The 14,503-nt window shown below is 68.4% G+C and carries 10 protein-coding genes; 7 read left to right on the top strand and 3 right to left on the bottom strand.

Going from position 1 to position 14,503, the window contains the following annotated elements; genetic code table 11:
* Positions 1-65: 65 nt before the first annotated feature.
* The 3 genes from greA to carA form a co-directional block, all read right to left on the bottom strand.
* Positions 66-542 carry a transcription elongation factor GreA gene (gene greA, locus EV675_RS25770; protein ID WP_130361314.1) on the bottom strand — a complete coding sequence of 159 codons (477 nt, stop codon included), beginning with the start codon at positions 540-542 and terminating at the stop codon, positions 66-68.
* A 256-nt stretch (positions 543-798) separates the two neighbouring features.
* Positions 799-4,035 carry a carbamoyl-phosphate synthase large subunit gene (gene carB, locus EV675_RS25765; protein ID WP_130361312.1) on the bottom strand — a complete coding sequence of 1,079 codons (3,237 nt, stop codon included), beginning with the start codon at positions 4,033-4,035 and terminating at the stop codon, positions 799-801.
* An 8-nt stretch (positions 4,036-4,043) separates the two neighbouring features.
* Positions 4,044-5,195: a glutamine-hydrolyzing carbamoyl-phosphate synthase small subunit gene (carA, locus tag EV675_RS25760; RefSeq protein WP_130361310.1), complete on the bottom strand. Its 1,152-nt coding sequence runs from the start codon at positions 5,193-5,195 to the stop codon at positions 4,044-4,046.
* Between the two features lie 347 nt (positions 5,196-5,542).
* On the opposite strand from carA, the gene tal reads away from it, so the two are divergent.
* From tal to EV675_RS25730, 7 genes are all read left to right on the top strand, one after another.
* Positions 5,543-6,487, top strand: a complete 945-nt coding sequence (tal, locus tag EV675_RS25755) for a transaldolase (RefSeq protein ID WP_130361308.1) — start codon at positions 5,543-5,545, stop codon at positions 6,485-6,487.
* Positions 6,488-6,615: 128 nt separating this feature from the next.
* A complete protein-coding gene (locus EV675_RS25750) occupies positions 6,616-8,004 on the top strand; it encodes a GumC family protein (protein ID WP_165404779.1) in 1,389 nt (462 codons plus the stop codon).
* The gene (locus EV675_RS25745) at positions 8,001-8,903 is read left to right on the top strand and encodes a polysaccharide biosynthesis tyrosine autokinase (protein ID WP_130361304.1); all 903 of its coding nucleotides are present in this window, start codon (positions 8,001-8,003) and stop codon (positions 8,901-8,903) included. Before EV675_RS25750 ends, EV675_RS25745 begins: the two co-directional genes overlap by 4 nt.
* A 1-nt stretch (position 8,904) precedes the next feature.
* Positions 8,905-10,197 carry an O-antigen ligase family protein gene (locus EV675_RS25740; RefSeq protein WP_130361302.1) on the top strand — a complete coding sequence of 431 codons (1,293 nt, stop codon included), beginning with the start codon at positions 8,905-8,907 and terminating at the stop codon, positions 10,195-10,197.
* Positions 10,197-12,539, top strand: coding sequence for an alpha-amylase family protein (locus tag EV675_RS29800; RefSeq protein ID WP_165404778.1), 2,343 nt, complete (start codon positions 10,197-10,199; stop codon positions 12,537-12,539). Before EV675_RS25740 ends, EV675_RS29800 begins: the two co-directional genes overlap by 1 nt.
* Positions 12,536-13,579 carry an acyltransferase family protein gene (locus tag EV675_RS29795; RefSeq protein ID WP_165404777.1) on the top strand — a complete coding sequence of 348 codons (1,044 nt, stop codon included), beginning with the start codon at positions 12,536-12,538 and terminating at the stop codon, positions 13,577-13,579. The genes EV675_RS29800 and EV675_RS29795 overlap by 4 nt, the downstream gene beginning before the upstream one ends.
* Positions 13,572-14,495, top strand: coding sequence for a glycosyltransferase family 2 protein (locus EV675_RS25730; RefSeq protein WP_130361298.1), 924 nt, complete (start codon positions 13,572-13,574; stop codon positions 14,493-14,495). Before EV675_RS29795 ends, EV675_RS25730 begins: the two co-directional genes overlap by 8 nt.
* Positions 14,496-14,503: the final 8 nt, after the last annotated feature.

The following is a 14,503-nucleotide window of genomic DNA, read 5'->3' as shown; positions in this document are numbered from 1 at the left end:
TTGGGGGGCTGCCGCGTAGCGGCTGGGGGCCCACCATTCTGGGCGCCCGAAGGGCGTAGGGGGAATCAGATATACCGGACGTCCAAAACCTCGTACTCCCGGATGCCCGACGGCGCCTGCACCTCGGCCACGTCGCCGACCGACTTGCCGATCAGCGCCCGGGCGATGGGGCTGGATACCGAGATCAGGTTGGACCGGATGTCCGCTTCGTCGTCGCCCACCACCTGGTAGGTGACGCGCTCGCTGGACTCCAGGTCCTCGAGGTCGACCGTCGCGCCAAACACGATGCGGCCGTCCGCGTCGAGTTCGACCGGGTCGATGACCTGCGCATTCGACAGCTTGGCCTCGAGTTCCTGGATACGCCCTTCGATGAAGCCCTGCTTTTCCTTGGCGGCATCGTATTCGGCGTTCTCGGACAGGTCTCCCTGGGCGCGGGCATCGGAAATCGCGGTGATCACGGCGGGGCGTTCCACCGTCTTCAATCGATGCAGTTCCTGCTTCAGGCGCTCGGCCCCGCGCAAGGTCAGCGGAATGGCAGCCATGTGTACTTCCTTTACGTCTGTTGGATTTCGCATCCCCGCGAAAGCGCAAGCTGGCGCCCGCCGCGCCGTGGGCGCGGCCAGGAATGGCGAAAGTGAAAAATAAAACCCCGGCTCGATCAGGAACCGGGGCGATCAATAGTGATTGTCCAAAAACTCACGAGAACAAGCAAGCGTCCTTGGGCAAACTTTACCGTTTGAAAACCAAGGGTTAACCCTTGGAATCATAGGCAAGCCGGGCCACCCCGGCCGGCGGCCGTCAGGCCACCGAGCGGTGCAGCTCCTGCAGCGAATAGACCTGCAGGCCGGCGCCCTGGCGCATGTACTGCATGCCCTCGACCGCCGCCCAGGCACCCGCCACCGTCGTGTAGTAGGTGACGCGCGAAGCCAGCGCCGAGGTCCGGATGGCCCGCGAATCGGCGATCGCATTGCGGCGTTCTTCCACGGTATTGATCACCAGCGCGACTTCGCCGTTCTTGACCATGTCGACGATGTTGGGCCGGCCTTCGGTGACCTTGTTGACGACTTTCACCGGGATGCCGGCGGCCTCGATGGCGGCCGCCGTGCCGCGCGTGGCGACCAGCGAGAAGCCCAGGCCGTGCAGGCCGCGCGCGACGGCGATGACCTTGCCCTTGTCCTCGTTCTTGACGCTGATGAAGGCGGTGCCGCTTTCCGGCAGGCGCACGCTGGCCGCGAGCTGCGACTTCACGAAGGCCTCGCCGAAGCTCTCGCCCACGCCCATCACCTCGCCGGTGGACTTCATCTCGGGGCCGAGAATGGTGTCCACGCCCGGGAACTTGACGAAGGGGAACACCGCTTCCTTGACCGAGAAGTACTTGGGCACGATTTCCTCGCCCAGGCCCTGGTCGTCGAGCGAGCGGCCGGCCATCGCGCGGGCGCCGATCTTGGCCAGCGGCAGCGACGTCGCCTTCGAGACGTAGGGCGCGGTACGCGAGGCGCGCGGGTTCACTTCCAGCACGTAGACGGTGCCCTGCTGGATCGCGAACTGCACGTTCATCAGGCCGACCACGTTCAGCGCGCGGGCCATCAGCCCGGTCTGGCGCTTGATCTCCTCGATCAGCTCGGCCGACAGCGAGTACGGCGGCAGGCAGCAGGCGGAATCGCCCGAGTGCACGCCGGCCTGCTCGATGTGTTCCATCACGCCGCCGATGAAGACGCGCTTGCCGTCAGACAGGCAGTCCACGTCGACTTCGATGGCGTCGTTCAGGAAGCGGTCCAGCAGCACGGGCGAGTCATTGCTGACCTTGACCGCTTCGCGCATGTAGCGCTCGAGGTCCTTCTGCTCGTGCACGATCTCCATCGCGCGGCCGCCCAGCACGTAGCTGGGACGCACCACCAGCGGATAGCCGATGTCCTGCGCATGCGCCAGGGCCTCGGCCTCGGTGCGCGCGGTGCGGTTGGGCGGCTGGCGCAGGCCGAGCTTGTGCAACAGCTTCTGGAAGCGCTCGCGGTCCTCGGCGATGTCGATGGATTCCGGGCTGGTGCCGATGATGGGCACGCCGTTGGCTTCCAGCGCCTTGGCCAGCTTCAGCGGAGTCTGGCCACCGTACTGGACGATCATGCCGACCGGCTTTTCCTTGTCGACGATCTCGAGCACGTCCTCCAGCGTGAGCGGCTCGAAATACAGCCGGTCGGAGGTGTCGTAGTCGGTCGAGACGGTTTCCGGGTTGCAATTGACCATGATGGTCTCGAACCCGTCTTCGCGCAGCGCCATCGCGGCATGCACGCAGCAATAGTCGAACTCGATGCCCTGGCCGATGCGGTTCGGTCCGCCGCCCAGCACGACGATCTTCTTCTTGTCGGTGGGATTGGCCTCGCACTCTTCCTCGTAGGTCGAATACATGTAGGCCGTATGCGTGGCGAACTCGGCCGCGCACGTGTCGACGCGCTTGTACACCGGACGCACGTCGTACTGGTGGCGCAGCTTGCGCACCTCGGTCTCGGTGGTATCCAGCAGATAGGCCAGGCGGCGGTCGGAGAAGCCCTTGCGCTTGAGCTTCCAGAAGGTGCCGCGGTCGAGATCGGCCAGCGTCTTCTTCTCGAGCGCCAGCTCGATGTCGACGATTTCCTTGATCTGCGCCAGGAACCACGGGTCGATGTGGGTCAGCTGCTGCACTTCCTCGAGCGAGAAGCCCTGGGCGAAGGCATCGCCCACGAACCAGATGCGCTCGGGACCGGGCTCGCCCAGTTCGACCTCGATGCGCTCGCGGTCGGTGGTCTTCTGGTTCAGGCCGTCCACGCCCACTTCCAGGCCGCGCAGCGCCTTCTGGAACGACTCCTGGAAGGTGCGGCCGATGGCCATCACCTCGCCCACGGACTTCATCTGCGTGGTCAGGTGGGCGTCGGTCTGCGGGAATTTCTCGAACGCGAAACGCGGCACCTTGGTGACCACGTAGTCGATGGTGGGCTCGAACGAAGCGGGCGTCGCGCCGCCGGTGATGTCGTTGCGCAGCTCGTCCAGCGTATAGCCGACCGCCAGCCGGGCCGCCACCTTGGCGATGGGGAAGCCCGTGGCCTTCGAGGCCAGCGCCGACGACCGCGACACGCGCGGGTTCATCTCGATCACGATCATGCGGCCGTTGGCCGGGTTGACCGCGAACTGCACGTTCGAACCGCCGGTGTCCACGCCGATCTCGCGCAGCACCGCGATCGAGGCGTTGCGCATCAGCTGGTATTCCTTGTCGGTCAGCGTCTGCGCCGGGGCGACCGTGATCGAGTCGCCGGTGTGGATGCCCATGGGATCCAGGTTCTCGATGGAGCAGACGATGATGCAGTTGTCGGCCTTGTCGCGCACGACCTCCATCTCGAATTCCTTCCAGCCGACCAGCGATTCCTCGATCAGAAGTTCGCTGGTGGGCGAGGCCTCCAGGCCGCGGCGGCAGATGGTCTCGAATTCCTCGGCGTTGTAGGCGATGCCGCCGCCCGTGCCGCCCAGCGTGAAGCTGGGCCGGATCACGACCGGGAAGCCGCTGGTGCCGGTCTGCTCGGCGATGCGGCGCTGCATGTCCCAGGCTTCGTCCATGGTGTGCGCGACGCCCGACTTGGCCGACTCCAGGCCGATGCTGGTCATCGCGTCCTTGAACTTCTGGCGGTCCTCGGCCTTCTCGATCGCATGGGCGTTGGCGCCGATCAACTCCACGCCGTACCTGGCCAGCACGCCGTGCTTGTCGAGGTCCAGCGCGCAGTTCAGCGCGGTCTGTCCGCCCATGGTGGGCAGCAGCGCGTCGGGGCGCTCTTTCTCGATGATTTTCTCGACGACCTGCCAGGTGATGGGCTCGATGTAGGTGACGTCGGCCGTTTCCGGGTCCGTCATGATCGTGGCCGGGTTGCTGTTGACCAGGATCACCTTGTAGCCCTCGGCCTTCAGCGCCTTGCAGGCCTGCGCGCCCGAGTAGTCGAATTCGCACGCCTGGCCGATGACGATCGGACCGGCGCCGATGATGAGAATGGTTTGGATATCTGTACGCTTGGGCATGACGCGGCTTAACCTTGTTGCTTGCTCTGTTGCATCAGTTGGGTGAACCGATCGAACAGGACGACGATGTCGTGGGGTCCCGGGCTGGCCTCGGGATGGCCTTGGAAGCAGAACGCCGGCCGGTCGGTCAGCTCGAAGCCCTGCAGCGAGCCGTCGAACAGCGACACATGCGTGACGCGCGTATTGGCCGGCAGGGTCTCGGGGTCGACGGCGAAGCCGTGGTTCTGGCTAGTGATGAAGACCCGGCCGGTGGCGACGTCCTTGACCGGATGGTTGGCGCCGTGGTGGCCCAGCTTCATCTTCAGCGTCTTGGCGTTCAGCGCCAGGCCCATGATCTGGTGTCCCAGGCAGATGCCGAACACCGGGATCCGGCGCTCGAAGAAGGCGCGGGTGGCTTCGATGGCGTAGTCGCAGGGCTCGGGATCGCCGGGGCCGTTGGACAGGAACACGCCGTCGGGATTCAGGGCCAGCACCTCGGCCGCCGGGGTCTGCGCCGGCACCAGGGTGACGCGGCAGCCGCGATCCACCAGCAGGCGCAGGATGTTCCACTTCACGCCGAAGTCATAGGCGACGACGTGGAAGCGGCCATCGCCCTTGGGCGCGTGGCCGGCGCCAAGGCGCCAGATGCCCTCGGTCCATTCGCCGGCCTTGTCCACGGACACGACCTTGGCCAGGTCCAGGCCCGACATGCCGGGGAATTCGCGCGCCAGGCGCAGGGCTTCCTGTTCGTCGCCGCCGGCGTACACGCAGCCGTTCTGGGCGCCCTTGTCGCGCAGGATGCGGGTAAGCTTGCGGGTGTCGATGCCGGCGATGCCCACGACGTTCTGCTGGACGAGGTAGTCCGACAGCGAACGCTGCGAGCGGAAATTCGACACGACCAGCGAGTAGTCGCGCACGACCAGGCCCGCCACGTGGACCTTGGCGGCCTCGCGGTCCTCGTCGTTGATGCCGGTATTGCCGATGTGGGGATAGGTGAGCGTTACGATCTGGCGGCTGTAGCTGGGATCGGTAACGATCTCCTGGTACCCTGTGATGGCGGTATTGAACACGACCTCGCCCACTGCATGGCCAGGCGCCCCGATGGACGTGCCACGAAAGATCGTGCCGTCGGCAAGCGCCAGTATTGCGGGGGTAGTCTCGGGAAAGAGAGACGGCAACAAGAGAGAATCTCCGAATGGAGTCCTCCTCCCGAGGGTACGCCAACAGGCGCCGCAAGGTGTCGGGCGGCACAACCCGGTCAGCCATTCTTGCGCAGCTTCCTGCGCGGGCCTGGCGCGGTGCCAACTCGCCACTCGCCGCCGCCCTGCGGGCACCGAAAACGGGCACGGGACGGCGAATCGTGTGACGGCACCAGGCCTTCGACGGCTACGGCTGCAAAAGATGACTTTGCAGCACGCGGTTGTACGAATCAGCAGCGGGGATCGGGGTACGCGCTAAGGGGAGGACGTGAAATTTGAACGTCAAACCTTACAATTATAGCTTATAGAACCTGTTATACGGAGGAACCGTGTCCAATCAGCTCGAAGCCCTGCGCCAGCATTCCGCCGTCGTCGCCGACACGGGCGACTTCGAGGCCATGCGGGCGTTCCGTCCCACCGACGCCACGACCAATCCGTCCCTGATCCTGAAGGCGGTGCAGAAGAGCGAATACCGGCCCCTGCTGGACCGGGTGGTGCGGGACCACGCGGGCGCTTCCACGGCCGAGCGGATGGACCGCCTGCTGGTGGCCTTCGGCCAGGACATCCTGGACATCGTGCCGGGCCGGGTCTCCACCGAGGTGGATGCCCGCCTGTCCTTCGACCCCCGTGCCACGGTCGAGCGCGCCCGCGCCATCATGGCGCTGTACGCCGCCGCCGGCATCCCCCGCGAACGGGTGCTGATCAAGATCGCCTCGACCTGGGAAGGCATCCAGGCCGCGCGCGTGCTGCAAAGCGAGGGGGTGCGCTGCAACATGACCCTGCTGTTCTCGCTGGAGCAGGCCATCGCCTGCGCCGAGGCGCGGGTGCAGCTGATCTCGCCCTTCGTGGGCCGCATCTACGACTGGCACAAGAAAAGCCAGGGCACGGCCTGGGACGAGGCGGCCAATGCCGGCAGCGCCGATCCGGGCGTGCAGTCGGTGCGGCGCATCTACGACCACTACAAGCGCGCCGGCGTCCCCACCGAGATCATGGGCGCCAGCTTCCGCAACGCCGGACAGATCCTGGCCCTGGCCGGATGCGACCTGCTGACCATCAGCCCCGAGCTGCTGGGCCAGTTGCAGGCGGCCGAGGGCGGGGTGCCCCGGCAACTGACGCCTCCCGGCAACACCGTGCCGTCCGGGGCGCCGCTGGGCGAGGCCGATTTCCGCTTCGCGCTGAACGAGAACGCGATGGCCAACGACAAGCTGGCCGAGGGCATACGGGCGTTCGTCGCGGACGCGCGCAAGCTGGACGGGTTGCTCGAGGCGGCCTGAACGGACCCGCCCTCAAACAAGGATAAACGCCGGATGCCGTCCCGCGGACTTCGATGGCACAATTCGGCGGCCAGCCGTCTCGCCGGCGCCAGCCGGGCATCCCGGCCTCCTGCCATCCAGGGAAACACTTGACCTTGCCATCCGCCCCTTCTCCTCTCCTGTCCGTCCGGCAGATCGTCGCGATGCTGCGGGCCCGCGCGCCCCTGGTCGCGGCCGTCACCGCCGCCTGCCTGGTGGCGACGGCGGCGATCTCGCTGCTGCAGGCCTCCAAGTGGTCGGCCACGGCCAGCATCTACGTCGATTACCGCGAGAACGACCCCATCGCCGGCCGCAATTTCTCCGCGCTGCTCGACGACAGTTATCTCCAGACCCAGATCGACATGCTCAAGAGCCGGGCCATCGCCGAAAAGGTGGTGGACCAGCTGCACCTGGACGAAAGCGCCGACTTCCGCGAAGCGGCGAGCAAGGTGGGCGAGGCCCGCGCGCGCGACGGCCTGATCACCCGGATCATCAAGAACACCGAAGTCGCCAACAAACGCGGCAGCCGCGTGCTGGAAGTCTCGTACACCGACCGGAACGCGGAATCGGCGCGCATCCACGCGCAGGCGGTGGTCGACGCCTATATCGCCCTGAGCCAGGGGATCGCCAACCAGGCCGCCCGTTCCCGCACCGAGCAATACACCGCGCAGCTCGAGCAACTGCGCGGGCAGGTGGACGCGATCCAGGAAAAGCTCAGCGCCTACCAGCGCGAGACCGGCGTCATCGACCTGCCCAATTCGGAAAGCCTGGAGGAACAGCGGCTGCGGCAGATGCAGGGCGAGCTGGCCGAATACCAGGCCCAGCGCCAGCAGGCCGCGGCGCAGCGCCAGACCACGCAGGCCATGATCAGGAACGGCATGCGTCCCGACGAGATCCCCGAGATCGGCAGCCTGCCGGTCATCAACGCGCTGAAGGACCGCCTGAACGCCGTCAACCAGCGGCTGCTGGAAGTACAGGCCACGCTGGGCGTCAACCACCCCACGGTCAAGAGCCTGCGCCAGGAGCAACAGAACCTGAGCGGCCAGCTGGCCCGCGAATCGCGGGCGGCGGTGGACCGCCAGGCCAGCGACACCTCCCGGGTGGCCTTGCAGGAGGCCTCGCTGCAAAGCGCCATCGAAGAACAGCGCAAGAAGGTCTTCGACCTGATGCAATACCGCGACCGGATGGCGTCGTACCGCCAGCAGCTGGCGGGCGCCCAGCAGGTCTACAACGCCGCCATGCAAAAGTACGACTCGCTGCTGATGGCCAGCAGCATCACCCTGCCCGGCGCGACCGTGCTGCGCCAGGCCGAAGCGCCCAGCGCCCCGTCCAACCCCGGCTTGCTGCGATCCATGGCCCTGGGCGTGCCCGTCGGCCTGATCCTGGGCCTGCTGCTGGCGCTGGCGCTGGAACTGGCGTTGCGCCGCGTCCGCTGCGAGGACGATCTCACGCACGATCTCGGACTGCCCGTGCTCGGCACCATCGGAGCCCAAGCATGACGCCCCCCATTTCCAACGACCACGGCCGCCTGGGTGAGCTGCTCCAGCAGGCCGGCCTGCTGACGCCGGAACAGGTGACGCGCGTCGCCGCGGTCCAGGCCGAACAGGGGCTGCGCTTCGGCGAAGCGGCAATCCGGCTCGGCCTCTTGACCGAGGAACAGATACGGACCGTGCTGGCCCAGCAATTCCGCTACGCGATCTCGGCTTCGCCGCAGTCCGGCGTCTCGCCGATGCTGTCCATCGCCCATGCGCCCTTCGGCCCCGAGGCCGAGGCCATCCGGAAAATCCGCACCCAGCTTTCGCTGCATTTCGGCGACCAGCGCCGGATCGCCTTCGCCGTGGTCAGCCCGGATGACGGCGAAGGCAAGAGCTACCTGGCCGCGAGCCTGGCCATCGCTTTTTCCCAGGCCGGCCTGCGCACGCTCTACATCGACGCCGACATGCGGGGGCCGGACCGCCCCAGCCTGCTGGGCGTGCAACAGGCCACGGGGCTGTCGACCATGCTGGCCGGCCGCGCCGAGGCCGAGGCCAGCCCGCCCCTGCCCGACTTCCCGCTGCTGCAGGTCATCGACCGGGGACCGCGTCCGCCCAACCCCACCGAGATCCTGGGCACCCTGGCCCTGCGGCAACTGATGCACGCACTCGACCAGCGTATCGATGCCTTCGTCGTCGATACGCCTTCGGCGACGCTGTCGGCCGACGCGCAGATCATCGCCGGCCAGGTGGGCGCGTGCGTGCTCGTGGCGCGCCAGCACCGCAGCTCGCTCAAGGCCATGCGCGCAGCCACGGGCCAGCTGCGCAGCGCCGGCGTCGAGATCCTGGGCGCGGTCTACAACGAATACGCGGGCGCCCGCGGGGCTTCGGGATGGAAGCCGGGGCTTCGTTCGCGGAGTGCATGAGTTGGACGGCCCGGCCTCGGCGCGGCGCCTCGATCATTTCCTGATCGGCGCGCTGGTCGCGCTCTGCTTCATCTGCTCGCTGGTGCCGACCACGTTCCAGATGGGCGAACTCGGCCCCGAGGCGGGACACCAGATCGCCGAAGGCTCGCTGCTGCGGCAGATCCAGTTCGGCACCATCTTCCTGACCGCCGGCTGGCTGGCCTACCGGCATCCGGCCGAGGCGCTGGGTATCTTCCGGCGCATGAATCCGTTCCTGATCCTGCTGCTGATCTATTGCGCGGCCTCGATCGCCTGGTCGCCGGCCCCCAACGTCACGATCAAGCGGGTCATCCTGCTGGGCGGACTGCTGCTGACGGGCATCGTCATCTCCCCGCCCATCGCCCGGCCGCGCCAGTTCTCCCACGCCCTGCTGGGCACCCTGTCGGCGCTGGTCGTGGTGTCCGCCTTCGTCGCGGTGGCGCTGCCCCATATCGGCGTCGATCTGTTCCTGGACGGCGCCTGGCGCGGCATCATGTGGCAGAAGAACCTGCTGGGCGCGGTGGCCGGGCTGTGCGTGATGCTGTGGCTGCGCGAATGCATGGAGCGGCGGCTGCCCCTGGGCCGCACGGTGGCGGCCACGCTTTTCAGCCTCTTCGTGCTGTTCATGTCCAAGAGCACGACGTCCATGGTGGTGACGGCGGTCGGCATCGCCATCTATCTCGCGCTGCGCCAGCGCTGGGTGCGGGACAGCCATGCGGGACTGATCGCCTCGCTGGTCGGACTGTCCCTGCTGCTGGCGCTGACCTACGTCTTCTATATCGCGACCGGGCGCCTGCCCACCTGGCAGGACGTGATCGCGCCGATCGCCACGCTGCTCAACAAGAGCCCCGACCTGACCGGCCGCACCGAGATCTGGCGGCTGGTGCTGGTCGCCGCCCGGGAGCACCTGACCTTCGGCATCGGCTACGGCGCCTTCTGGATCGGAGAAGGCGGGCCGGCCCAGTTCATCGCCGACGAGTTCGGCTGGATGCCCTCGCACGGCCACAACGGCTACATCGACCTGCTGAACGAGATCGGCATCGTCGGCCTCGCGCTTTTCATCGGGCTGCTGCTGTGGCACATGGTATCGCTGTTCCTGCTGATGCGCGTGGATCGCGACGAGGCGGCGCTGCATCTGTCCATCCTGGTGCTGATGGTCATCAGCAATTTCTCGGAAAGCCAGTTCCTGCGGGACGTCTCGCTTCAGAACATGGTGCTGATCTTCTCGTCCATCACCGTGTCGGCGCGGCTACAGTTCGCCCGCCGGGGCACATGATGACGGCGCCGCGCCTGGGGGCCTGGGCGGTGGCCGCCAGCCTGTTTGCCCTGGTACCGGCGCCCTCCGCTGGCCGGGAGGCCGCACCGCCGCCCTATCCCTACGCGATCGACGAGGATCGCCTGGGCGGCGCGCCCGACCAGTCCGCCCTGAACCACCCGCTGTCCGGCGCCGACCGCATCGTCGCCCGGCAGGGCCACTTCTATGCCGTCGGCGCCGACGGCATCCCGGGCACGGACGACGACCGCCGGGTCCGCCTGTTCGGCATCAACCTGAGTTTCGGCGCCAACTTCCCGCCGCCCGACCAGGCCCCCGCGCTGGCGCGGCGGCTGCGCAAGCTGGGATTCAACGCGGTCCGCCTGCACCACCTGGACTCGCTGCCGTCCGGCCCCGACGGCACGCCCATCGGCATCCTGACCGCCGGCCCGCACCCGAGCTTCCACGCCGGGGCGGTGGCACGGCTGCGGGCGCTGATCGATGCCCTGACGCGCGAAGGGCTGTACGTGAACCTGAACCTGCACGTGGGCTACCGGTTCCGACCCGCGGTGGATGGCCTGCCGCGCCTGGACGCCGGCCGGGACGCGACTTCGATCGCCTCGCCGCTGCACGTGTACGCCCCCGCCCTGGTGGACCGCCAGGAAACCTATGCGCGCCAGTTGATCCGGCGCCTGGGCCTGAAGAACCACCCCGGCCTGGCCATGGTGGAGATCAACAACGAGGCGTCGCTGCTGTGGTCGTGGACGCGGCGCGGCGCCTGGGCCGAGGCCAGGCAGCGTCACTATGTCCCCGAGCTCGAGCGCCGCTGGCAGGTTTGGCTGGCGGCACGCCACGGGTCGGTCGAGGCCGCGTGCCGCGCGTGGATCCATTGCCCGGGCGTCGCCTGGGCCGGCGCCCTGCCGGCGCCGGAGGACGAGGACGGCCCCGATGGACCGCTGGACCTCGCGGCCCGGCGCATGGACCGGATGCTGCAGCGCCTGGGCGTCGACCGCGCGCGGGGGCACGTCGAAGCCCCCCGCAAGAAGCGCGATTTCGTCCAGTTCCTGGCCGACACCGACGCCGCCTACTTCGTCCGGCTGCGCCGGGCGGTGCACGAGGAAACCGACCCGCGCGTGCCCGTCACCGGCACGCAGATGGCGTTCGGCGGCATCATGAATCTCTTCTCGCAGCGGGACATGGACTACGTGGACGAGCACGTGTACGTCGCCCATCCCATCGCCGGCGGCGCGCAAGACCGGACGGACGACTGGCGCATGACGGCCGCGAGCGCGTCGGGCTCGTCCGAACTGTCCCGCCTGCTGGCGCTGTCGCTGCGGCGCGACGCCGGCAAACCCTTCGTCGTCAGCGAATACAATCAGCCCTATCCCAACCCCGGCGGCTCCGCGATACTCCCCATCATGGCGACCCTCGCTTCGCTGCAGGACTGGGACGGGCTGTTCTTCTTCGACTACGCGGACCAATGGCCGCCGCCGGAGGGGCCGACACGCTTCTCGCTGGCGGCAGACTGGGGCAAGCTGGCCCTGGCCGGACAAAGCGCCCTGCTGTTCCGCTCGGAGTACGTTCGTCCCCTGGCGCGCAGCCTCGATCTTCCCCTGCCCGAATCCGCCGCGCTGGACATCGCGCAGTCGGCCGTGGCCGACGCGCTCGAACGCAGCGTCGAGCGCCGGCTGTCCGTCGTGCCCGCGCATGCGTGGTCGTTCCGCCTGGCGCAGGCGCCGGGCGCCAACGATGCATCCTGGACGCCTCCTCCTTCGGCCGGGCAGGCCACGCCCGACGGGCAGGCGCGCCACGATGCGGCGCAAGGACTCGTCATCGTCGATACGCCCCGGGCCTGGGGCGTGTTCGGCCCGCTGGCCGGCCGCCTGTCCGCGGCGGACCATGCGATTCGGCCGACCGGCCCCGCGGCCCCGGTGTCGCTGCTGCTGACTCCACTGGATGGACACTCCCTGGCCGAGTCCGGCCACATGCTGCTGACCGTGGGCAGCGCCACCGCCGGCAGGCAGCCGGGCTCCCAGCCGCCACGCCCCAAGCGCGTGATTCCCTATCCCGGCAAACCGGGATGGATCACGCTCGAGCCCGATGCGGGCGCGGCCGGCCCGTCGGCGCCACGCGCCACGGCCGGTCCCACCTGGCTTGCCCGCCATCCGCTGGAGTTCGAGATCGCCACGCAGGGCCGTCCGGTCGCCGTCCACCCGCTGGATGGCGCGGGGCGCCGCATGGCGCCCCTGCCCACGGAGGCGTCCGGGGACCAGTCCGTACGCGTGCGCCTGTACGCCACGCCCGAACAATCCAGCCCGTGGTTCGAGATCGTCCGTGGCGTCGCCGGACAGGAGATCCGCCCATGAATTCCCGCGACCTGCGCATCGAGACCTTGCGCGGCCTGGCCTGCATCCTGCTGGTGGCCTACCACGTGATCGGCGACGGCGTGCGCGGCCTGCGCCTGCCGGACGATGCGTGGCTGCGGTGGTTCTCGGACAGCCTGGTGTACCTGCGCATGCCGCTGTTCACCTTTCTGTCCGGCTATGTCTATGCCATGCGCCGGCCCGCCCAGGCCGGCGATTTCGTGCCCTTCTTCCGCGGCAAGGTGCGGCGGCTGCTGCTGCCGCTGCTGATGGTGGGACAGGTCTACCAGTACGTGCAGCGCCACGTCGGCGAGGTCAACGTCGAACACGGCGGCTCGTGGTTCCGGTTCATGTTCTACGCCTACGACCACTTCTGGTTCCTGCAGGCGCTGTTCCTGATCTTCATCGTCATCTACGTCCTGGACGTTTCCGGGGCCGGCCGCAATCGCCGCTGGCTCTGGACCGTCACGCTGCTGGCCTTCCTGATACTGCCGCACATCCGGTTCGCCGCCAATCCGTTCTCGATCAACGGCGCGTTCTACCTGCTGCCCTACTTCCTGCTGGGCGTCGCGCTGCGCCGCACGCCGGGCCTGGACGCGCCCGCCTCGCTGCCGCGCTACTGGCTGCCCTGCGCGGCGGCGGCACTGCTCGCCTGCATCGCCTGGCACCAGGCCAGCCTGGCCGGCTGGAACGTCCCTCACCTGTCGGCCGACGCCCTGTCGGGGCAGTTGTACTCGGCCGTCAGCATCGCCTTCCTGTACTCGCTTGCCTGGCAATGGAAGCCGCTGGTGCGCATAGGCGGCTACTCCTATTCCATCTACCTGTTCCATGTGTTCGGCACCGCCGGCTGCCGCATCCTGCTCACCCACCTGAACGTGCACGAACCGGTGGTGCTGTTCGTCTGCGGCCTGGCCTCCGGCATCCTGCTGCCCATCCTGCTGGAGATCGTGTTCGATCGCTGGGGCATCACCCGGCTGCTGTTCCTGGGCAAGGCCTATGTCCGCGGCGGCTCCGCCCGCCGCACCGGAGTCCAGCATGAATGAGCCGCCCCGCATCGCGGTCTGCATCGCCACCTACCGGCGCGCCGAGCGCCTGGACGCGCTGCTGGGCGATCTGGCCGGCCAGACGCTCGCGCCGGTCCAGGTGGTCGTGGTGGACAACGATCCGGCCGGCAGCGCCCGGGCCGTGGTCGAAGCGCGCCGGGCGACATTTTCGGCGCCCCTGGTCTACGACATCCAGCCGGAAAAGAACATCTCGCTGACCCGCAACCGCTGTGTCGCCCACGCGCGCGCGGACTGGCTGGCCTTCGTGGACGACGACGAACGCGTGGGCGCGGCGTGGCTGCGCACGCTGCACACCGCCGCGCGCGACCATGCCGCCGATGGCGTGCTGGCCCCCGTGGTGCCGGTCGTGCCCGCGGACGCGCCGGCCTGGATACGACGGGGCGGGTTCTACGACGGCCCCCGGATGGCGACGGGTTCGCTGGTGCCCTTGAACGTCATGCGCATCGGCAATGCCTTGATCGCCGCGCGATGGCTGGCCGGCCAGGAGGCGGCGGGGCCGTTCGATCCCTCGTTCGGGCTGACCGGCGGCGAGGATGGCGACCTGCTGATGCGGCTGGTCGGCCAGGGCGCCCGGATCGTCTGGAGCGACGAGGCGGTGGCCACCGAGGACGTGGTGCCGTCCCGCCTGCGCCTGAAATGGATACTGGCGCGCGCCTTGCGCGGCGGCCAGGACTACGCCCGCCACTTCCTGGAAGGCAAGCTCGGCGGCCTCGGGCCCGCGCGCAGGCTGCTGTTCTTCGTGCGCGCGCTGGCGCAGGCGCTGGCCGCGCTGCTGCTTGCCCTGGTCACGCTGCCCGCCGGCCTGCACCGCAGCGCGCACTGGCTCGCGCGCGCCTGCGCGAACGCCGGCAAACTGTCCGTGCTCGCGGGCTGGCATTATCGCGAATACGCCTGAGGATCCAT

The organism is Pigmentiphaga kullae, from assembly GCF_004216695.1.
Lineage (GTDB): Bacteria > Pseudomonadota > Gammaproteobacteria > Burkholderiales > Burkholderiaceae_B > Pigmentiphaga > Pigmentiphaga kullae.
Note: the sequence above shows the minus strand (reverse complement) of the source record. Positions and strands in the feature narration are given on the sequence as shown.